This is a genomic window from Kroppenstedtia guangzhouensis (genome assembly GCF_014637345.1).
Lineage (GTDB): Bacteria > Bacillota > Bacilli > Thermoactinomycetales > DSM-45169 > Kroppenstedtia > Kroppenstedtia guangzhouensis.
This window is the reverse complement of the sequence record NZ_BMEX01000003.1, coordinates 388,602-408,986: the sequence shown is the minus strand read 5'-3', so window position 1 is coordinate 408,986 and position 20,385 is coordinate 388,602. Positions and strand designations below refer to the sequence as shown.

17 protein-coding genes are annotated in these 20,385 nt (G+C 53.6%); 13 read left to right on the top strand and 4 right to left on the bottom strand.

The window, feature by feature from the left end; genetic code table 11:
* Positions 1-165 precede the first annotated feature (165 nt).
* Positions 166-3,612, top strand: a complete 3,447-nt coding sequence (pyc, locus tag IEV46_RS06495) for a pyruvate carboxylase (RefSeq protein WP_188431109.1) — start codon at positions 166-168, stop codon at positions 3,610-3,612.
* 194 nt (positions 3,613-3,806) lie between these two features.
* Here the strand turns inward: pyc and thiE are convergent, their stop codons facing one another.
* Positions 3,807-4,475, bottom strand: a complete 669-nt coding sequence (gene thiE, locus IEV46_RS06490) for a thiamine phosphate synthase (protein WP_188431107.1) — start codon at positions 4,473-4,475, stop codon at positions 3,807-3,809.
* A gap of 55 nt (positions 4,476-4,530) precedes the next feature.
* Positions 4,531-5,376 (bottom strand): bifunctional hydroxymethylpyrimidine kinase/phosphomethylpyrimidine kinase, encoded by an 846-nt coding sequence (gene thiD, locus IEV46_RS06485; RefSeq protein ID WP_229735940.1) that lies wholly within the window; start codon positions 5,374-5,376, stop codon positions 4,531-4,533.
* 410 nt (positions 5,377-5,786) lie between these two features.
* Between thiD and IEV46_RS06480 the strand changes: the two genes are divergently transcribed.
* The 3 genes from IEV46_RS06480 (at position 5,787) to IEV46_RS06470 (ending at position 7,626) form a co-directional block, all read left to right on the top strand.
* Positions 5,787-5,927 carry a hypothetical protein gene (locus IEV46_RS06480; protein ID WP_188431105.1) on the top strand — a complete coding sequence of 47 codons (141 nt, stop codon included), beginning with the start codon at positions 5,787-5,789 and terminating at the stop codon, positions 5,925-5,927.
* 97 nt (positions 5,928-6,024) lie between these two features.
* The gene (locus IEV46_RS06475; RefSeq protein ID WP_188431103.1) at positions 6,025-6,411 is read left to right on the top strand and encodes an Hsp20/alpha crystallin family protein; all 387 of its coding nucleotides are present in this window, start codon (positions 6,025-6,027) and stop codon (positions 6,409-6,411) included.
* A gap of 126 nt (positions 6,412-6,537) precedes the next feature.
* Complete coding sequence (locus IEV46_RS06470) at positions 6,538-7,626, top strand: M42 family metallopeptidase (RefSeq protein ID WP_188431101.1); 1,089 nt, start codon at positions 6,538-6,540, stop codon at positions 7,624-7,626.
* Between the two features lie 136 nt (positions 7,627-7,762).
* Here the strand turns inward: IEV46_RS06470 and sspI are convergent, their stop codons facing one another.
* Positions 7,763-7,999 (bottom strand): small acid-soluble spore protein SspI, encoded by a 237-nt coding sequence (gene sspI, locus IEV46_RS06465; RefSeq protein ID WP_188431099.1) that lies wholly within the window; start codon positions 7,997-7,999, stop codon positions 7,763-7,765.
* Between the two features lie 117 nt (positions 8,000-8,116).
* Here sspI and IEV46_RS06460 point away from each other — a divergent pair, with 117 nt between their 5' ends.
* The 9 genes from IEV46_RS06460 to IEV46_RS06420 all read left to right on the top strand — a co-directional run bounded on the left by IEV46_RS06460 (position 8,117) and on the right by IEV46_RS06420 (position 18,901).
* Positions 8,117-8,770, top strand: coding sequence for a potassium channel family protein (locus IEV46_RS06460; protein WP_188431097.1), 654 nt, complete (start codon positions 8,117-8,119; stop codon positions 8,768-8,770).
* Positions 8,771-8,773: 3 nt separating this feature from the next.
* On the top strand, positions 8,774-9,565 hold the full coding sequence (locus IEV46_RS06455; RefSeq protein WP_188431095.1) for a TrmH family RNA methyltransferase: 792 nt from the start codon (positions 8,774-8,776) through the stop codon (positions 9,563-9,565).
* Between the two features lie 379 nt (positions 9,566-9,944).
* Positions 9,945-10,958, top strand: a complete 1,014-nt coding sequence (gene pheS / locus IEV46_RS06450; RefSeq protein WP_373284566.1) for a phenylalanine--tRNA ligase subunit alpha — start codon at positions 9,945-9,947, stop codon at positions 10,956-10,958.
* Positions 10,959-10,981: 23 nt separating this feature from the next.
* A complete protein-coding gene (pheT, locus tag IEV46_RS06445) occupies positions 10,982-13,408 on the top strand; it encodes a phenylalanine--tRNA ligase subunit beta (protein ID WP_188431091.1) in 2,427 nt (808 codons plus the stop codon).
* A 75-nt stretch (positions 13,409-13,483) separates the two neighbouring features.
* Positions 13,484-13,735: a cell division protein ZapA gene (zapA, locus tag IEV46_RS06440; protein WP_373284565.1), complete on the top strand. Its 252-nt coding sequence runs from the start codon at positions 13,484-13,486 to the stop codon at positions 13,733-13,735.
* A 196-nt stretch (positions 13,736-13,931) separates the two neighbouring features.
* Complete coding sequence (locus IEV46_RS06435) at positions 13,932-14,453, top strand: CvpA family protein (RefSeq protein ID WP_188431087.1); 522 nt, start codon at positions 13,932-13,934, stop codon at positions 14,451-14,453.
* 147 nt (positions 14,454-14,600) lie between these two features.
* Positions 14,601-15,590: a spore cortex-lytic enzyme gene (gene sleB, locus IEV46_RS06430; RefSeq protein WP_229735938.1), complete on the top strand. Its 990-nt coding sequence runs from the start codon at positions 14,601-14,603 to the stop codon at positions 15,588-15,590.
* A 109-nt stretch (positions 15,591-15,699) separates the two neighbouring features.
* Entirely contained in the window at positions 15,700-18,054 is a 2,355-nt protein-coding gene (locus tag IEV46_RS06425) for an endonuclease MutS2 (RefSeq protein WP_188431085.1), read from the top strand.
* A gap of 205 nt (positions 18,055-18,259) precedes the next feature.
* The gene (locus tag IEV46_RS06420; protein WP_188431083.1) at positions 18,260-18,901 is read left to right on the top strand and encodes an NfeD family protein; all 642 of its coding nucleotides are present in this window, start codon (positions 18,260-18,262) and stop codon (positions 18,899-18,901) included.
* Between the two features lie 44 nt (positions 18,902-18,945).
* On the opposite strand, the gene IEV46_RS06415 is transcribed toward IEV46_RS06420, so the two are convergent.
* A complete protein-coding gene (locus IEV46_RS06415; RefSeq protein WP_373284562.1) occupies positions 18,946-20,127 on the bottom strand; it encodes a S8 family peptidase in 1,182 nt (393 codons plus the stop codon).
* Positions 20,128-20,385: the final 258 nt, after the last annotated feature.

The window sequence follows — 20,385 nt, the reverse complement described above, 5'->3', positions numbered from 1 at the left end:
ATTGCATCTTTATTCAGGGGAAAGTATATTGTAAACTTTCACGTAAGCAAGAACCGATGCTGCTGTGAGGATCCGGCGAAGACAGGATTGGATCATTCCTTGTTCCCGCAGGCCGGATTCCGAAGGATTCTGTTTACCGATCAGGGAAGGGGAGGGAAACGATTCATGAGGAAGTTCAACAAAGTACTGGTTGCCAACCGTGGTGAAATCGCCATTCGTATTTTTCGAGCCTGTACAGAATTGGGCATTCGGACGGTTGCTCTCTATTCCACTGAGGATATGACAGCCTTCCACCGTTTCAAAGCGGATGAATCTTATCTGATCGGGGAAGGGAAAGGCCCGATCGAAGCATATCTGGATATGGAAGGGATCATCGAAATCGCCAAGCGTCATGACGTGGATGCGATTCATCCCGGATATGGATTTTTGTCCGAAAATGCGGAGTTTGCCAACCGGTGCCGGGAAGAGGGGATCGTTTTTATCGGACCTTCGCCGGAACAGATCCGGATGTTCGGGGATAAAGTGGATGCGAGGGAGATGGCAGTAAAAGCGGGAATCCCGGTGATCCCTGGCACTACGGAGCCTGTCGATTCATTGGCGGAAGCCATCCGGTTCGGGGAGACGCACGGTTACCCGGTGATCATTAAGGCTGCTTCCGGCGGAGGCGGGCGGGGGATGCGAATCGTCCGCGGTCCGGAGGAACTGGAGGAAGCTATGGACCGGGCCCGTTCCGAAGCGAAGTCCGCCTTTGGAAATGCAGAGGTTTATATTGAAAAATACCTGGAGAATCCCCGGCATATCGAAGTGCAGATCCTTGCGGACAAACAGGGGAATATGGTTCATCTCTTTGAACGGGACTGTTCGATCCAACGGCGACATCAGAAGGTGGTGGAAGTTGCCCCCAGTGTTTCCCTGCCGGAGGAATTGCGGAACCGGATCTGTGAAGCGGCCCTGCAGCTGATGACAACTGCCGGTTACACCAATGCGGGGACGGTGGAATTTTTGGTGACGCCGGATCATCGATTTTATTTTATCGAGGTGAACCCCCGGGTCCAGGTGGAGCATACGATCACCGAGATGATCACCGGGATTGACATCGTCCAGTCACAAATTCGCATCGCCGAGGGGTATACTCTTGATTCCTCGGAGGTGGGCATCCCGCCGCAGGAGGAGATCACCACCCACGGTTATGCCATCCAGTGCCGGGTCACCACTGAGGATCCCGCACAAAACTTTTTGCCGGACACCGGCCGTTTGCTCGCCTATCGTTCCGGTGGCGGCTTCGGGATTCGGCTTGATGTGGGAAACGCCTATCTGGGGTCCAACATCACCCCTCACTATGATTCACTTCTGGTCAAAGTGTCCTCCTGGGCTCTCAGCTTTCAACAGGCTGCCAACAAGATGTTGCGCACGTTGCGGGAGTTTCGCATCCGGGGTGTGAAAACGAATATTCCATTTTTGGAAAACGTCGTCCAACATCCCGATTTCCTTTCCGGAGATTATGACACCACTTTTATCGACCGCAGACAGGAACTCTTTGCTTATCCGTCGATGCGTGACCGGGGGACCAAACTGCTGAACTACATCGGGGAGACGGTGGTGAACGGACATCCCGGTTTGCCCAAGGGAGAAAAACCTTCCTTCTCATCCCCCCGGGTTCCCGATCTTTCCCAACAACGGTCTTCCCTTGAGGGGACGAAGCAAGTTTTGGAGGATCAGGGACCGGAGGGTTTGGTGGAATGGATTCGGGGGCAACGTCGGTTGTTGCTCACGGACACCACCTTTCGGGATGCACACCAATCTCTCTTTGCCACCCGGGTGAGAACCCATGACCTGTTGCGGATCTCCGAGGCGACCAGTCAACTGGCTTCCGGTCTTTTCTCCCTGGAGATGTGGGGCGGCGCCACCTTTGACACCAGTATGCGTTTTCTCAATGAGGATCCCTGGGAGCGGTTGACAAGCCTCAGGGAAAGGATTCCCAATCTCCTGTTCCAGATGCTGCTGCGCGGGGCCAATGCTGTCGGTTATACCAACTACCCGGATAATGTGATTCAAGAGTTCGTCCGACTCTCCGCCGATGCCGGGATCGATGTTTTCCGCATCTTTGACAGCTTGAACTGGACCCCGGGGATGCAGGTGGCGATCGATGCCGTCCGGGAATCCGGCAAGGTGGCTGAAGCGGCCATCTGTTACACCGGGGATATCCTGGATCCGAAACGGGATAAATACAGCCTTCAATACTATGTAAACCTTGCGAAAGAGCTGGAGCGGATGGGGGCCCACATTTTGGCCATCAAGGATATGGCCGGACTTCTGAAACCCTATGCCGCCTATGAGTTGATCCGGACCCTCAAACAGGAAGTGGGACTTCCTATCCACCTTCACACCCACGATACTAGCGGCAATCAATTGGCCACCTTGCTGAAAGCTTATGAGGCAGGCGTGGATATCGTCGATGCCGCATTGAGTCCCATGTCCGGGTTGACCTCCCAGCCCAGTCTGGACGGCCTGGTAGCCTCTCTGGAAGGCAGGGATAGAGAGACGGGGTTGGATCTGGATCATCTGCAACAATTGGCCCATTACTGGGAAGATGTCCGTCCTTTTTATGCTGGTTTTGAAAGCGGGATGAAATCGACGACCACCGAAATTTACAAGCATGAGATGCCCGGCGGGCAGTACACCAACCTCCATCAACAGGCGAAAGCGGTCGGCCTCGGGGATCGGTGGGATGAAGTGAAAGAGGCCTACCGTATCGTCAATCAGATGTTTGGGGATATCGTCAAAGTGACCCCCTCCTCCAAAGTGGTTGGAGATCTGGCCTTGTTCATGGTTCAGAACAACCTGACGGTAGCAGATGTCTATGAAAGGGGAGAGCGCCTCGACTTTCCCGAATCTGTCGTCCGCTTCTTCCAGGGGTATCTCGGACAGCCCCCCGGCGGTTTCCCTGAAAAATTGCAGCGGATCATTCTCAAGGGGCGGGAAAGCTTTACCCATCGTCCTGGGGAAAGGTTGCCAGCGGTGGACTTTGAAAAAGTGGAAAAGGAACTGGAGGAAAAAGTCGGCCGTCCGGTGACACGGACCGATGTGATGTCCTATATCATGTATCCCCGGGTCTTTTTGGAGAAAGAGAAGATATCCAATGAATACGGACGGATCTCTGCTTTGGATACCCCCACTTTTTTCTATGGGCTTCGGCCGGGAGAAGAAGTGGCAGTGGAGATCGAGCAGGGAAAGACCTTGATTGTGAAATTGATGTCCATCGGCTCTCTCAGTCCCGAGGGGAATCGCATCGTATACTTTGAATTGAACGGACAACCGCGGCAAGTCACGATCTTTGACCGGTCCGCCGAAGTTTCCGTGGAAGTGCGCCGTAAAGCGGATCCTTCCGATGAGGAACAGATTGGTGCCTCCATGCCGGGGAAAGTGCTGAAAGTGATGGTGGAGCCCGGCAATGAAGTGGAAAAAGGGGAGGACTTGATCGTCACCGAAGCGATGAAGATGGAGACGACGGTGCAATCTCCATTATCTGGAGTGATAAAAGCAGTTCATGCAAAGGCAGGGGATGCAATTGAAAGCGGGGATCTGCTGATCGAGCTCGAAAAGAGATCTTGACCCTCCGGGGATCACAAACAAATCACCGTTGAAGAAAAGCCGGGAATCATTCCCGGCCTTTTTTTCTCTGTAATTTCGTGCGTTTTTAACGAGTGGTTGCGCTGGTTGATCATTGTCCATTCCCCCGGTACTGTTTCACGACATTTCAGTACAGGAGGTATTTTTCGACGGTGAGTACGATCCAGTTTTTTCCGTTAGATGGCCTGTTGTTCCATAAGGGTTCGCTCCACTGTTTCTCTCAGTTCCGCTGCCGCCCGACGGGGGGAAGAGGCTCCGGCAATCGCGGAGATGACTGCGACTCCTTCCGCTCCGGCCTGGATCACGGCTTTGGCATTGTGGCGATGAATGCCGCCGATCCCGACGATGGGAAGAGGGGAGTTGTCCATTTGGGCAATTCGACGGATACCGGAGGGCCCGATCGGTTCACCGGCATCCGGTTTGGAACGGGTGGCATACATGGAGCCGACTCCAATATAATCGGCGCCGGCCTGGGTTGCCTTGTCCGCTTCTTCCGGATTGCTGCAGGAAACGCCGAGCACGGGCTCGGGTCCCAACAGGCGGCGTACTTGAACGGCAGGCAGATCCTCCTGGCCTACATGGACACCGTCGGCGTCCAATACCATGGCCAGGTCAGTGCGGTCATTTACAATGAAGGGAATCCCCTGCCGGGCACAGACATCCCGCAGTTTTTTACCGAGGAATACTCTTTGGGAAAGGGTAAGAGATGATTTTTTTTCCCGGAATTGAAACATGGTGATGCCGCCATGGATCGCTTCCCGCAATACCCAAACCGGATCCCGCCCCTTGCAGTCCTGGCTCCCCATCACAAAATAGAGCCGGAGATTTGCAGGTAAAACCGGCATATGCTCACGCTCCCCTTGTTATTTGATAGTTTTGGTTCTAAGCCCAATCATCATCCTATGTCCGGGGAGAGCTGGAGATAACAGTTTGGTTACGATATTGACGGAATGCCCAGTGATTGGTGGGGCCATGTCCTCCGCCCAGCTCCAGGGGATGAGCGATTGCCCGGGTGACAAACTCTTTGGCGATGCGAACCGCCTCCAATAATGGGCGTCCTTTTGCCAACTCCGCCGTGACCGCGGCGGAAAAAGTACAGCCGGTTCCATGGGTGTGTCGGGTTGAGATTCGGGGGGAGGTAAAAGTGTGGAAGGATTCCCCGTCAAACAGGAGATCCGTGGAGAACTCCCCTTCCAGATGCCCCCCTTTGATCACCACAGCTTCGGCACCCATGTCCAGGATCTGTCGAGCGGCCTCCTTTCGGGCGTCCTCGGTGTTCAATCTCTTGCCGGTGAGGACTTCGGCTTCCGGCAGGTTGGGTGTTACCAACCGGGCCAGTGGGATGAGGGTGTTCACTAGTGTGTGTTGGGCGGATTTCTCCAACAGGAGGGCTCCCCCTTTGGCCACCATCACTGGATCGACCACCAGAGGGGACAATCGGTACCTCTTCACCCTGTCAGCGATGATTTCCAGAATGGAGCTGTTGGAGATCATCCCGGTTTTCAAAGCATCCACACCAAGGTCTTCAACTACGGCATCGATTTGGCGAGCGACGATTTCGGCATCCAGTTCATAGATTCCGTGAACTCCCAAGGTATTTTGGACGGTGACAGCAGTGATTGCAGACATTCCAAAGGCGTTCAATTCCTGAAATGTTTTGAGATCAGCCTGGATTCCCGCACCTCCGCCGCTGTCGGAGCCTGCGATGGTAAGTGCCCGTGAAATCCTGCTCGATGTTGTGATCAACTGACTCACTCCTTAAAAAGAAAAATGCCGCCGGAATGCCGGCGGCGCTGGTCAGAAGTGGAGGTATAAAAATACCATTCCCCTCTCTGTACCTTCGCTGGCATGATCCAGATCAGGTGATACGGTCGGCAGCGGGCTACTCAGCTGCCCTCTCAGCCCGGTTCCCCGGACTCCCGTCTTACAGGGGTTGCACTCATTTCATGTTTGTCTCTGAGATTTTGGTCTACCGGATGTTTTCAGGGGAAAATCCCGGGGACACTGTTTCTCCTATTGTACCAAAGGATCTCTTCCTTCGCGAGAGAAAGGCTTGTTCCTTTGAAGAGTATGGAAACTTGGGCGGCAGTCTATACCGATGGAGTTGTTTGAGAATATCCTGTAAGGAGTCACTGTGGAGGAAGGAGGTCTGACAGTTGAGCAAGGTGAAGACCAGCGATTATGGATGGGGATGGAGATGGGGTTGGTGGATTGCAATCGCGGTCATTGTTGCCATTTTCCTGTTTTTCGCTTTCTTCTGGTGGTGGGGTGGCAGATATTTCGGACCCTATTATTGATTCGTTTCCCGCGGATTCCATTCCCCAAAAGCTCACTTGGATCCACTCGCTTTCATAGTCTGACAAGAAGGAATGAAGCCCCCGGGAGGTGATGCGGTTGGGATGGCTTCGACCGTGGTTTGAGTCCATGTTGTACGAAGAGATGGGAGAGATGTGGATGGAGATGGAAAGGCTCTCCCACGATCTGGATCAAAACCGGACGTCGGTTCGATGTGAGGAAACTCCTGCCGAAGTGGTGATCCGGGTGGACATTCCTTCTCTGAATCCCCATCACGAAATGGATGTCCGGGTGGAGGGAAGTAACGTTCTGTTCATTTCGGGCTCCACGGGGAGGGATGAAGGGAGGGAACGGATGCAATGCCGGTTCACCCTCAATGTCTATCTGCCGGGACCGGTGAATCCCTCTGGTATGATCACTGAGATGGATCCGAAAGCAAAACGCCTGACTGTTCGTCTGCCCAAACGAATGATCGGAAATAAATAAGGGGGGTCTCGCGGGCTGCCACCAGTGTCCGCGGGACTGTTTTTCCGGGCCTCAACGGGAAGTAACCAACGGGTTATGTTAAAATAAAGAAGTCTTCATATTTAGAAAGAGGTGCTATTACATACTATGTCGGACGTAAAACGTGGGGATTTCAAACAGTTGCTCAAAGAACTGACGGAAGTGCCCGGTCCCCCGGGAAATGAAGGACCAGTCCGGACGCTGATGGCCCAATGGATGGGCCCCGTGGCGGATGAGGTGACTTCAGATCATCTGGGAGCGCTGATTGCACAAAAGGGGGCCGATGGACCCCGGATCATGGTGGCGGGCCACCTGGATGAGATCGGTTTTATGGTGACCCGAATTACGGAGGAAGGGTTTTTGCGTTTTCAACCCCTCGGGGGTTGGTGGAGTCAAGTCGTTTCCGCCCAACGGGTGGAGGTGATAACAGATCATGGAAAGGTGTTGGGGGTGATCGGTTCCAAACCGCCACATCTCCTTCCCCCTGATCAGCGGAGGAAGGCTGTTTCCCTTGAGGAACTCTTTATCGATGTGGGAGCTTATGACAAAGAAGAAGCGGAAGCGATGGGGATCCGCCCCGGAGATGTGGTGGTTCCATGGTCTCCCTTTACAGTGATGGAAAATCCCAAACATTGGTTGGGCAAGGCCATGGACAACCGGATGGGATGTGCTGTCGCTGTGGAGGTGTTGAGACGGCTGAGTAGAATCGATCATCCCAACACGGTTTATGGCGTTGGTACCGTGATGGAGGAGGTGGGGCGCCGGGGGGCTCATACGGCCACCGCCACCGTCCGACCTGATATCGGTATTGCAGTGGATGTGGGGATCGCGGGGGATACACCGGGGGTCAACAAGGATCAGGCTTCCTGTCGGCTGGGGGACGGCCCCCAACTGGTGTTGTACGATGCCGGTCACCTGCCCCATCGCGGTCTGGTCCGATTGGTGCAGGATGTGGCAAAAAAAGAGGGGATTCCCCTGCAGTATGAATGGATTAACCGGGGAGCGACCGATGCCAGCCATATCCATCTGTTTGATAAAGGAGTTCCCGCCATCAGTCTGGGTGTGCCAGCCCGATATATCCACAGCCACACTTCCATTATCCATCAAGATGACGTGGAACGCTTGATCAGTCTGTTGGTGGCGGTGATTCACCGGTTGGATCGAGAGACGGTGGATCAGCTCTGTCAGGGTTTGTAAACAGTGATTTTAAAAGTGTTCTGAAAAACGATCAAGGCTGATGACAGGAGCTGGTCATCAGCCTTTTTGAGCGGGAGGAAACCGGTGATATAGTGAGCATGGTTCTAGGAAGGGAAATATGGATGAACCGGATTGCTCAAGATGGTGCGACGGGTGGTTGCGCCTGTTCTCTGGGCATATGGTCGTATAATGTTTCGATCATGTGTTCTTGATCCTGTGGCGTACTGTTTTTCCAGATCACTTCAAAGAGAACCCCTAGTCCGGGGAGCAATTTTTCTTCTCCCAGAATGGAGTCTTCCACCATCGATTTCAGTTGTTCGGGACTCATCTCTTTTATGTTGTAATAGACGGCCCCGCGAATGGGAAAGCTCACTTCACGCTCCCTCCTTTCAGATGTAGTTTGACCCGGAAGAGACCGCTTATCCGTTCCGCAGGGAACATTGTGATATAATACTCACCATGTATGGGCAATCAAAAAGGGAGGATCTCTATGAGTAAGGAGTTTGCAGTCATCGGATTGGGCCGCTTCGGCGGAAGTGTAGCCAAAACCCTGCATGATATGGGGTATGAGGTGTTGGCCATCGATCGCGACCCGCAGCGGGTTCAGGATTTTGCCCAGATCGTCACCCATGCGGTAGAAGCGGATTCCACCGATGAAAACGCCCTCAAGGCACTGGGAATTCGAAACTTTGATGTGGTGGTTGTCTCGATCGGGGAAGATATTCAGTCCAGCATTATGACCACGCTGATTCTGCAGGAGATGGGTGTGGAAAAAGTGGTGGTCAAAGCGCGAAATGACCTTCATGGCAAGGTTTTGTACAAGATCGGAGCCTACAAGGTGGTTTATCCCGAGCGGGACATGGGGGTGCGGGTGGTCCATAATCTGATCTCTCCCAACATCCTGGATTATATCGAATTGGCGGATGAATACAGTATCATTGAGGTGAGTGCGGGGGAATTTTTTGCCGGCAAAACACTGGAGGAGCTGAATATCCGGGCCAAGTTCGGTTGTAACGTGATGGCCATCAAGAGCCGAGACAAGATCAACATCGCTCCCTTGGCCGGTGACCGGATCAACCGGGGGGATGTATTGGTTGTGATCGGTCACAACAATGATTTGAAGAAACTGGAGGAACGTGCATAAACCATGGAGATCCATCAAATCACTTCCGCCCGCAATGAGAAGGTGAAACGATGGCGGAAGCTGAGTACTCGGAAGGGACGGGAGGAATTCGGCAGCATCTTGATCGAGGGAGAGAAATTGCTGAAGGAAGCAGTCTGTGCCGGATGGCAGGCGCGTTCAGTGATTGTGTCTGACGAGGGGATCCAGGGCTTGGAACATCTTTCCCATCTGGATGGAGTTTCGATTTATGCCGTGTATCCGTCCATTTTTTCTCAATTGGTAGATACCCAGACTCCCCAGGGAATTGCTGCCGAGGTGATGGTTCCGGTAAACGGGGCAGGCTACCAAATCCGTGGCGAAAAGCCGGTCTTGTTGCTGGATGCCATCCAGGATCCGGGGAATCTGGGGGCGATTCTGCGGACGGCCGAAGCGGCAGGGGTTGGGGATGTTTGGTTGGGAGCGGGGACTGTGGATCCCTACAACCCCAAAGTGGTCCGTTCCGCGATGGGATCCCTGTTTCGTTCCCGTATCCGACGTGTTGATTTGCGAGAGGCGATTCCGGAATTGAAAGAGCAGGGATATTGGGTGGTGGGGACGAATCCCCGGGCGGAGAGAGTCCATTTTGATTGTCATTATCCGAAACGGACGGCAATTTTGCTTGGAAATGAAGGCCGGGGCATTTCCGCTGAAATCGACTCCCTGGTGGATGACCGGGTGAGAATTCCGATGCCCGGACAAGTGGAATCCCTCAATGTGTCGGTGACTGCAGGGATTCTTCTGTTTGAGCTTCTCCGCCAAAAATGGAGGGAAACTTGATGGTTTTTCACTTTTCGGCATTGCAAAGCGTCAAGTTTTTGTCTATACTGAAGGGTAAATTCTATTGACATCATCGGCTATGACGGAGAAGAGTACCGACACACGACCCGACCAGGGAGGGGATGTCGTGACTGGAAGCACCCCCGGAGTATCGGTGTCGGGAAGTTCGCTCCTGAGCTGTCCCCCGAACCCCTTTTGGGGCAGTAAGGGGTACCGGATCAAAACCGTTATCTTTTTTCGAGTGGAGCAGTTTCTGCAACCGACCGCAGGGATTGCTCAACCAAGGGTGGTACCACGGATCTCTCGTCCCTCGGACGCGGGATTTTTTTATTTTTATGGGAATCGGGAGGGAATTCAAGTGCGTGAACAATTGGAGTCCATGAAAAAGGAAGCGGAGGTGGAGATTCGTTCCGCTTCCGGGCCGGATGCTTTGAAGGAGCTTCGGGTGAAGTACCTAGGAAAAAAAGGGAAGATCACCTCTGTCCTTCGGGGAATGAAAGATCTCCCGCCTGCCGAGAGGCCTGTCATCGGCGGATTGGCCAACGAGATCCGGGCTTTGTTGGAAGCGTGGATCGGGGATAAGGAGCAGGAGCTGGATCAGGAGAGGCTGAAAACCCGGCTGGAGTCGGAGATGATCGACGTGACCCTCCCGGGAAAACCGAAGCCCTTAGGGGGGGTTCATCCGCTGAACGCGGTGATTGAGCGAATCGAGGATATCTTTGTGGGAATGGGCTTTGAAGTGGCGGAGGGGCCGGAAGTGGAGACAGATTATTATAACTTTGAGGCTCTGAATCTTCCCAAAGACCATCCGGCCCGGGATATGCAGGATTCTTTTTACATCACACCGGAGATTTTGCTGCGGACCCAGACTTCTCCGGTGCAAGTGCGCTCCATGGAAGCCAGAGGGGGAAAGGTGCCGGTCAAGGTCATCTGTCCGGGTAAAGTATACCGACGGGATGATGATGACGCCACCCACTCCCATCAGTTTACCCAGGTGGAAGGACTGGTGGTGGATCGGGGTATCGCCATGAGCGAGCTTCACGGGACCTTGCTCTCCTTTGCTGAGCAGATGTTTGGAAGGAAGTTGGAAAGCCGTTTGCGTCCCAGCTATTTTCCCTTTACCGAACCCAGTGTCGAAATGGATATCTCCTGTGTGCAATGTGGTGGAAAAGGATGCCGGATGTGCAAACAGACCGGATGGATTGAAATTTTGGGTGCAGGGATGGTTCACCCGCGGGTGTTGGAGCGTGGGGGGTACGATTCGGAACGTTATACCGGATTTGCCTTCGGTATGGGGCCGGAGCGGATCGCCCTTTTGAAATACGGAATTGATGATATCCGCCACTTTTACACCAATGATCTTCGGTTTCTGCGCCAATTTCAAAGCTTGTAACCGGAAAGGAGAGAGGACAGTCGATGCGCGTTTCTTATCAGTGGTTGAATGAATATGTGAATCTGGAGGGTGTCTCTCCGGAAGAATTGGCTGAACAATTAACCCGTGGCGGGATTGAAGTGGAGCTGGTGGAGCCCCGGGATCACGGGGTGAAAAAGGTGGTGGTCGGTCACGTGAAGAGCGTGGAACCTCACCCTGATGCGGATCGGTTGCGTGTTTGCACCGTTGATGCCGGACAAGGGGAGTTTCTGAACATCGTTTGTGGCGCTCCCAACGTGGCGGCAGGGCAAAAGGTGCCTGTCGCCTTGTCCGGAGCCAGACTGCCTGGTGGAATCAAGATTAAAAAGTCCAAACTGCGGGGGGTCACCTCGGAAGGAATGATTTGTTCCGCCGGGGAGTTGGGTCTGCCGGAGAAACTTCTGCCCAAGGAACAACAAGATGGAATTCTGGTTTTCTCCCCATCGGCGGAGGTGGGGGAAGATGCGAAAAAACTCCTCGGTTTGGACGATGTGGTGCTAGAGCTGGATCTGACTCCCAACCGTTCGGATTGCCTGAGCATGTGGGGAATCGCTTATGAAGTGGGGGCGTTGTTGGATCGGGAAGTGCGTCTCCCCCAACCGGCGGAACGTCGGCCGGGAGGGAAAGGAAAATCTGTCGACATTGTATTGGATGCTGAGGAAGACTGTCCCTTGTACGCCGCTCAGGTGGTGGAAGGAATCCGGCTGGGTCCCTCTCCCCAATGGATGCAGAATCGTTTGTTGGCAGCGGGTGTGCGTCCCATCAATAATGTGGTGGATATCACCAATTATGTGATGCTGGAATATGGTCAACCCTTGCATGCCTTTGATTACCACCGGGTGGATAACGGTGAGATCGTGGTTCGCCATGGTACTGCCGGAGAAACGGTGACCACTTTGGACGGGGTCACCCGGGCTTGTGATACAGAGACCTTACTCATTACGGACGGGAGCAAACCGATTGCTATCGCCGGCGTGATGGGGGGGGAGAACTCTGAGGTGACGGAAGAGACGACCACCCTTCTGATTGAATCCGCTTATTTTTCCCCGGAATCGGTGCGTCGAACCGCCCGCAGACTGGGACTCCGTTCTGAAGCGAGCACACGTTTTGAAAAGGGAGTGGATCCGGAGCGAATCTTGCCGGCTCTGCACCGGGCGGTGGAGTTGATGGAAGAACTGGCCTCCGGGGAAGTTGCCTCTGCCATCACTGCAAAACAGATAGGGGACATTGAAGAGGTGGCCGTCGATTTACGCCACAGCCGCCTGGTCGGTGTATTGGGGGTTCAGGTGGATAAACAGGCGGTCACGGATATCTTCCGGCGCCTTCGTTTCCCCACAGAAGTGAAAGAGGGGGTCTACCGTGTTCAAGTTCCCTCCCGCCGTCCCGATATTTCCATCGAAGTGGACCTGATCGAAGAGGTGGCCCGCCTGTACGGCTATGACCGGATCCCCACAACCCTCCCTTGGGGCCAACAATCCCCCGGATCCCTGACCCCGGAACAGCGGCTGCGCCGGGTGATTCGCCATACATTGCGGGATATTGGCTTCTATGAGGCGGTCAATTACAGTCTGACATCTCCGAATGTCCTCCGTTCATTGGAGCAGGTGATCCATCCAAAGGCGCGGCCTGTTCGGATCAGCATGCCGATGAGTGATGAACGGAAAGTGCTCAGGACCTCCCTGGTGCCGCAGCTGCTGGAGATAGCGGAATACAACATTCATCGCCGGGAAGAAGGGGTGTCCCTTTTTGAAATGGGGCGGGTGTATCTTGCAGAAGAAAAAAAGTTGACTCAGCAGCCGGAGGAGAGATGGATGTTGGCCGGGTTGACCACAGGCACCTTAACATCCAAATACTGGCAGAGAGAAGCGGAGGTTCCGGACTTTTTCTCTCTCAAGGGGGATCTGGAGATATTGTTCCAACGCTTGGGTGTGGCGGGAATCCGCTATGAAGCTGTCCAACCGGAAGGGTATCACCCTGGTCGCACCGCTCGGATCCTCATGAAGAACCGGGTGATCGGGTTGATCGGCCAGATCCATCCCCAAACAGCTCAAACCCATGATTTGGAGGAAGTATTCATCTTTGAACTGGACCTGACCCCGGTGGCAGAAGCAGTTCTCGGGGAGACGATGCAATATCGCCCCTTGCCCAAATACCCGGCTATCACCCGGGATCTGGCTCTGGTGGTGGATGAGGATATACCGGCGAACCGTTTGCAAGAATTGATCCATGCTACCGGTGGGAAATGGTTGCGGTCGGTGACGTTATTTGATGTGTTTACCGGCGGAAGAATCGGGAAAGGAAAGAAGAGTATCGCTTATTCCCTCACCTATCAAGCGAAAGATCGAACCCTGACCGATGACGAAGTGAATGGGGTGCACCAGGCAGTGATTGCGAAGCTGGAGAAGGAAGTGGGAGCTTCCCTGCGCCAATAACGGGATGATGCAGGACTTTGCAATCTGCAAGAGGAAACAATGGAAAACAGGAGGCTGAACAGGGAGGAGAAAACGATGAGCAAGCACAGACACAGTGTCGAGATTTACGGTCAGATGTATCATATCGTGGGCAAGGCTAGTTCCGGATATGTTCGGGAAGTGGCCCGATATGTGGATGACAAGATGAGAAATATCGCTGAAAGCAATCCCCGTCTCGATACCACCAGATTGGCGGTGCTATCTGCCGTGAATATCACTGATTCCTACATGAAGCTGAAACAGGAGCATGAAGAGATCTTACATTTGATTGAAGATGATCAACCGTAAGCCGGGCTGTTAATAAACCGGAAACTGGGCGCTGCTCCGGCAATGGTTTGATCAGATACGCTCAAATAAGCATTGTGAAAAAGCCGTTCACAGGGAAGATTTCCGACCGATCCGGCCATTACTCATTCACAACGCTTCCTAACATGCTTAAACCTTTGCCTTAATAAGTGATGCCCACCGTGGAGGGGAGTTGCGGATGAATCTGTTGGATGGGCTGATCGTCCTGTTGTTGATTGGAGGACTTTTTTCCGGTTACCGGAAGGGATTAATCAAGGAGACGGTTTCCCTGCTCGGAGTGCTGGCCGCCGTTTTTGTTGCCTGGCAATTCAGTCCGGATCTGGGTCCGGTCCTCATGGAAATCATTCCCCTTCCGGAGACTGTGAGCGACAGCGGTCTGCCTCTGTTTCTTTTGGCGAAACCGATCTATACGGCTTTGGCGTTTGTGTTGTTGTTTTTGGTCACTCGATTGCTCCTCTCCATTGTGGCCAAGATACTAACCGCGGTGGCGGATTTACCCGTTTTGGCTCAGATCAATGGATTGGGAGGGGCCTTGCTGGGTTTTCTCAAAGCTCTGTTGCTTATTTTTGTGCTGGTCAATCTGCTTCATATCCTTCCTTGGGATACGGGTCAGGAAGCGGTGACGGGATCCTCTCTCAGCCAAGGGATTTTGCAGTTAACCCCCGATTTCGGTGATTCCGTCAGGACCACCCGGTTATAAACAAACGGATCCGACAGCTCGTTCGCATCTGGCTTTTCTTCCTCCCCTTGACGGGGGGTTTTTCATGGCCCATCTCCCGCAAGTATAGGGAAGGTAAATGTCGGGATACTAACAGCAGACACCAACCTAAGAAAGGTTGACTGGGCCATGAAAAAAACATTGCTGTTACTATGTGCCTGTATGCTCATCGTGGCCGGTCCGGTCACCACTGCCACCAAAGCGGAAGCCGCTTTTGGCAAGGGCGAGTTGAAGGTGGGGGCGGCCGGCGGTGATGTGTATGAGTTACAGGGTCGGTTGAAGTATCTCGGATTTTATACCGGAAAGATCGATGGACGCTTGGGTTGGCGGACCCATCGCGCTGTTCGCCTCTTTCAGTACCAATTTGGATTGGAAGTGGATGGGGTTGTCGGCTCTGACACCAAGCGGAAACTGGTGGAGGCTTCAAAGTTGTGGGCACCCGGCGTTTCCAACCGGATCTTCAAGAAAGGAGATCGCGGGGGTTATGTGTGGGAGCTTCAGCGGAGACTTCAGTTTATCGGATATTATTCGGGAAAGATCGACGGGAAGTTCGGATGGCAAACCGATCGGGCCGTTCGGGATTTCCAGTATCGATTTGGTTTGAAAGTGGATGGACGGGTGGGCCCAAAAACTAAGCTGAAATTGTGGAAGGCCACCCGCCGGTGGAGTCCCCAAGCCGGCAAGGTTCCTCAAAGGAAAACCAAGGTCACGGGTTTGACCCAGATGAAACCCATGGCCCAAGTGCCGAAACATACGTCAGGGCTGTCCAAACATGATATTGACATCATCGCAAGAGCAGTTCACGCAGAAGCCAGGGGGGAAAGTTATACCGGCAAAGTGGCGGTGGCTGCAGTGATTCTAAATCGCTTGGAAAGTGAGCAGTTCCCCGATTCTCCTTCAGCAATCGTCTATCAACCCCTCGCCTTTGAAGCGGTTGCTGATGGTCAGATCAATATGACGCCGAACTTGAGGGCCAGAAAAGCGGTCTATGACGCGATCAACGGCTGGGATCCCAGCGGGGGCGCCCTCTACTACTTCAACCCGGTCAAAGCCACCTCCAGATGGATTTGGGGAAGACCTCAGATCAAACGGATCGGCGAGCATATCTTCACCAGATAAAATACTGTGCGGCATCTCCTAAAGGGAGGGTGCCGTCTTTTTTTTCCGGTATGGAAAGCCCTTCATGCTATAATATTGAATGATTGTTGTCGGAACAGGAGGGTACAAATTGGACCCGCAAATGCTTCATACCTTGGAATATGATCGAATCATTGATCAGTTGATTGAACAAGCCACATCGGAAACAGGAAAAAAAGCCGCTGCCGATCTGCAACCTGCTCTGCAGGGGGATGAAGTGAAGCGGATGCTTCAGTCGACCGCCGAAGCCATGGACTTGCTCCGGTTGAACGGGAACCTGTCCTTGGAGGCCGTCTCTGATATACGACCCGCTCTGCAAAGAGCACGGATCGGTGGTTTGTTGTCGGCTGTTGAGCTTCTCCGGGTGGCGGGAACTGCCGGAGCGGAAGAGACGGTTTGCTCGGTATTGGAAGGGATCGATCGGGAAGAAACCCCTTTGCCTCTTCTGCGGGAGTTATCCGTGCAATTGAGGGAAACCCGGATTTTGGCCCAGACCATTCGAGTTGCTATCGATGAAGACGGGGAAGTGACTGATGATGCCAGTCCGAAATTGAGTCGGATCCGTCGCAACATCCATCAGCTCCAGGGGGCCATCCGGAATACACTGGATGAATTCCTGCGTAACTCCCAATACCAGAAAATGCTTCAAGATCCGATCGTCACCCAGCGGAACGACCGTTATGTGATTCCGGTCAAGCAGGAGTACCGGGGAGCGGTCCGGGGTATTGTTCACGATCAGTCGGCATCGGGACAAACCTTGTTTATTGAGCCCCAGGCAGTGGTCGACCAGAACAACCGGTTGCGGGAATTGGAACTGGAAGAAGAGCGGGAAGTGGAACGGATTCTCAGGGAGCTGTCCATGGAGGTTGCAGACAAGGCTGATGAGCTGGAAAACAATCTCTCAGTCCTCACCGAATTGGATTTGATTATGGCCAAGGCCCGCCTGGGAAGGAGATTAAAGGGGATTGTCCCTGGAGTGAACACCAAGGGGTACATCCATCTGAAAAAAGCGAGACATCCTCTGATTCCCATCGAGGAAGCAGTTCCCAATGATGTGGAATTGGGACGGGAGTACCAGGCGATGGTAATCACCGGGCCCAACACGGGAGGGAAGACCGTCACCTTGAAAACGGTTGGCCTGCTCGCGTTGATGGCTCAATCGGGATTGCCGATTCCGGCGGAAGAAGAGAGCGATCTGGCGATCTTCACCGGAGTCTATGCCGATATCGGGGATGAGCAGAGCATCGAGCAAAATCTGAGCACCTTCTCATCTCATATGACCAATATCGTCCACATCCTGGATTTGATTGACGAAAACAGTCTGGTGTTATTGGATGAGTTGGGAGCGGGGACAGATCCCACTGAAGGAGCGGCACTGGCGATTTCCATCCTGGAACGGATTTTGGAACAAGGTTGCCGCTTGGTGGCAACCACTCACTATAACGAATTGAAGCTGTATGCCCATGCCCGCCAAGGCGTGATCAATGCCAGTGTGGAATTTGATGTGGAAAGCTTAAGTCCCACCTACCGACTGTTGACGGGAGTTCCGGGCCGAAGCAACGCCTTTGAGATCTCCCGGCGGCTGGGGCTGCCGGAGGAGGTCATCCAAGCGGCGAAATCCCAACTCTCTTCCGAGGAAAAACGTCTGGAAGAGATGATCGGGGCACTCTCAGAGGACCGCCGCAAAGCGGAAAGGGAACGAGCTGAGGCGGAGGATTTGCGACAGCAGGCAGAGATACTGCTGCAGGATCTGAAACTGGGATTGGAATCTTGGGATCGGGAAAAAGAACGAATCCGGGAATCCGCCCGCCGGGAGGCGAGGAGTATTGTTTCCCGGGCCAAACGGGAAGCGGATGAGGTGCTGGAGCAACTTCGACGCTGGGCGCGGGAACAGCCCGGGGAGTTAAAGGAACACCGGCTGATTGAAGCCAAAAAGCGACTGGATGATGCTGAACCTGAGACTGTGTTGGATCAGAGGATCGACAGGGAATCCACGCGGCAGATCCAAATCGGCGATGAGGTGTTGATCCGAAGTCTCGGTCAAAAAGGACAGGTGATCGATCAGATTGGAGACCGGGAGTTTCAGGTACAGGTGGGAATCATGAAGATGAAGGTGAGCCGGGAGCAATTGGAGTGGAAAGGATCCTCCCCACAGGAATCTCCCGACAAGGGGGGCACCTCCTATCGTCGACAGTCCGATCAAGTTCGGCCGGAGTTGGATCTGCGGGGGCGAATGGTGGAGGAAGCGATCCCGGAAATCGACAAGTATCTTGATGATGCCCTGTTGACCGGCTTTGACCATGTCTCCCTGATTCATGGAAAGGGGACGGGTGCGCTGCGGACAGGGGTTCGTAAGTTTTTGGATCAACACCCCCGAGTAAAATCCTATCGTTCCGGGGGCCAGGGGGAAGGAGGTCTGGGTGTGACAGTGGTGGAACTTTCTTGAACTTCCACGGATCTGCAGGAGAGCTTTTTTGCAAAACCGGAATTCCGGTGGCTGGAGGGGATTTAGATGCTGGCCCGTTTGGCCATGATTTTGGGGTTGGTCGCATTAATCTTTTTAATCACAGGTGTTGTTTGGTTTTTTTGGAATGCCATGTAACCTCGTGTTCCATTCCTGTATACATGTAAGATAAATGGAGGAGATCGGAATGGATTGGATACAGGATCCCTGGGTGGCTGCCTTGACGGTATTTTTGGCGGGGATGTTTCTGGTGACGGAATTTCTTGTAAAAGCCCGGGGGCTAGCCGGGTTGGCCGGAGTCGCCTTGCTGTTCTTGTATGCCTGGGTTCAAACCCCGTCATTTCATACTTGGTCCTTGGGTCTGTTGTTGATCGGACTCGCGTTGGTGATCCTGGACGGAAAGTTGATTCAAGATGGTACCACCGCAGGGATCGGGGTATTGATGATGCTGGTCGGTTTGGTTCTTCCCACGGGAGACTTTTTGACAGGGAGCCTGGTGGGGATCATGTGGATTTTGGGTCTGATGGCCGGATTTCTCTCATTGAAGATCCTTCCCCGGCGCCCGGTATGGGACAAGGTGGTGCTGAAGGATTCCTTGACACGTGAACGGGGTTACAGTTCGGTCAATGCCAGGTTCCTGGAACTGATTGACCGTGAAGGGGAGACGCTAACGGATCTGAGGCCTTCCGGTGTCATCTCGGTGGATGGAGAGCGTTTCAGTTGCACCAGTGGGGGTGCATGGGTGAAAAAGGGAACTCGGGTCCGGGTCATTTCCGTGGATGGAACCCGGATTCTGGTGGAACCTTTACAAGAGGATCACGCCGGGTGAATTTTCCCGAGTGGAAGGCACCGCACATGCGGTGCCTTATTGTTTCAATATTGAACGGCATTGTAGGCGTTGATACGACCATTGGCAAAATAGGTACCGGTCCCCGGAATGGGATCGGCCGTTTTTTCGATGGCTGCCCGGATCTCGTCAGCGCTCCTTCCCTGGGAAGCCAGCAGACCGGCCAATCCCGCCACATGGGGAGTGGCCATGGATGTGCCTGATAGGCTTTGGTAGGAGTCAGTCGGATAAGTGGAATAAATATCGACGCCGGGTGCTGCAATATCCACCCAGGATCCCCAGTTGGAGAAACTTGCCGTTTGGTCGTTGGAATCCGTGGCAGCGACGGCGATGGCATTACTGTAGTATGCGGGATAACTGGGGAAGGGCAGACCGGAATTGCCGGCAGCAGCCACGATGACGGAACCTTTGTTCCATGCGTAGTTCACAGCATCCTTCAGCGCCGTTCCACCTATGAAGGAGCCGAGGCTGAGGCTGATTACTTGGGAACCGTTGTCGGCGGCATGGGTGATTCCGCTGGCGACATCGGCCAAGCTTCCGCTGCCGTTGGCATCCAGCACTCGGACAGCATAGATGCTGGCATCGGGGGCCATTCCTGCGATCCCGATACCATTGTCAGTCACGGCGGCGGCGATGCCGGCGCAATGGGTACCGTGGCCGTTCTCATCATAGGGATCTGAATCCTTGTCCACAAAATCGAAACCTTTCACCACTTTATCGGCCAAATCGGGATGGTCATACTGCACTCCCGTGTCCACAATGGCGATTCGGACATTGGAACTGCCTCGGGTGACATCCCAGGCCTGAGGGGCTTTTGTGATCTGCGGTCCGTACTGCTTGGTGGAATAGTCGGGGTCATTAGGGGTCCAGGCAGTCTTGACGATATAGTTGGGCTCGGCATATTCGATGTTGGGATTGGCTTTGTAAGCTTTTAACGCTTGCTGTACCGATTGATCCTTCAGTTTGATCACTTCAAAACCGATATCGGTGTTTCGGCTGATCACTTCGGCGTCTTCCTGTGCATGGAGAGATGCCTTGGCGGCTCCCCGGGTTCCCGGTTTGAACTTGACGATCAATTCATTGGGGACATATTTGGCTTCCGCCTGGACTGATGCCGAGTCGACGGTTCCCGGAACCACCATGGCCAAGGCCAGCAAGATTGCAAACAGAAAAGCATGGATTCGTTTCACACAATCTCCCCCTCGCATAAAGATTATTGTAAATATTCTAGCGAGAGGTCTGTATTCCTTCCTGAATCAGGAATATTCATTCTGTTAAAAAAATATATCCAGGTGGAGAGTCCGGCAAATATAACCGCCGGATCGGTGCAGTCTCGGGCGGAAGAGGGGAATCATCCCCTGCGCGGTCGAATATTGACCCGGATCTTGTGATCAGATGGAGCTGGGTGTGGGGATGAGGTTCTCTCTTTTTCCAATGCCTTTTCTCTTTCTTCTCGATGGTAATGG

Bases quoted from the DNA above. Each gene is read 5' to 3' on its own strand.
- thiE (WP_188431107.1), bottom strand. From the start codon at position 4,475: ATGCCGGTTTTACCTGCAAATCTCCGGCTCTATTTTGTGATGGGGAGC.
- zapA (WP_373284565.1), top strand. From the start codon at position 13,484: ATGAGCAAGCACAGACACAGTGTCGAGATTTACGGTCAGATGTATCAT.
- IEV46_RS06460 (WP_188431097.1), top strand. From the start codon at position 8,117: ATGAGTAAGGAGTTTGCAGTCATCGGATTGGGCCGCTTCGGCGGAAGT.
- IEV46_RS06470 (WP_188431101.1), top strand. From the start codon at position 6,538: ATGTCGGACGTAAAACGTGGGGATTTCAAACAGTTGCTCAAAGAACTG.
- IEV46_RS06420 (WP_188431083.1), top strand. From the start codon at position 18,260: ATGGATTGGATACAGGATCCCTGGGTGGCTGCCTTGACGGTATTTTTG.
- pheT (WP_188431091.1), top strand. From the start codon at position 10,982: ATGCGCGTTTCTTATCAGTGGTTGAATGAATATGTGAATCTGGAGGGT.
- IEV46_RS06455 (WP_188431095.1), top strand. From the start codon at position 8,774: ATGGAGATCCATCAAATCACTTCCGCCCGCAATGAGAAGGTGAAACGA.
- pyc (WP_188431109.1), top strand. From the start codon at position 166: ATGAGGAAGTTCAACAAAGTACTGGTTGCCAACCGTGGTGAAATCGCC.
- IEV46_RS06415 (WP_373284562.1), bottom strand. From the start codon at position 20,127: ATGCGAGGGGGAGATTGTGTGAAACGAATCCATGCTTTTCTGTTTGCA.
- pheS (WP_373284566.1), top strand. From the start codon at position 9,945: ATGAAAAAGGAAGCGGAGGTGGAGATTCGTTCCGCTTCCGGGCCGGAT.
- sleB (WP_229735938.1), top strand. From the start codon at position 14,601: ATGAAAAAAACATTGCTGTTACTATGTGCCTGTATGCTCATCGTGGCC.
- IEV46_RS06435 (WP_188431087.1), top strand. From the start codon at position 13,932: ATGAATCTGTTGGATGGGCTGATCGTCCTGTTGTTGATTGGAGGACTT.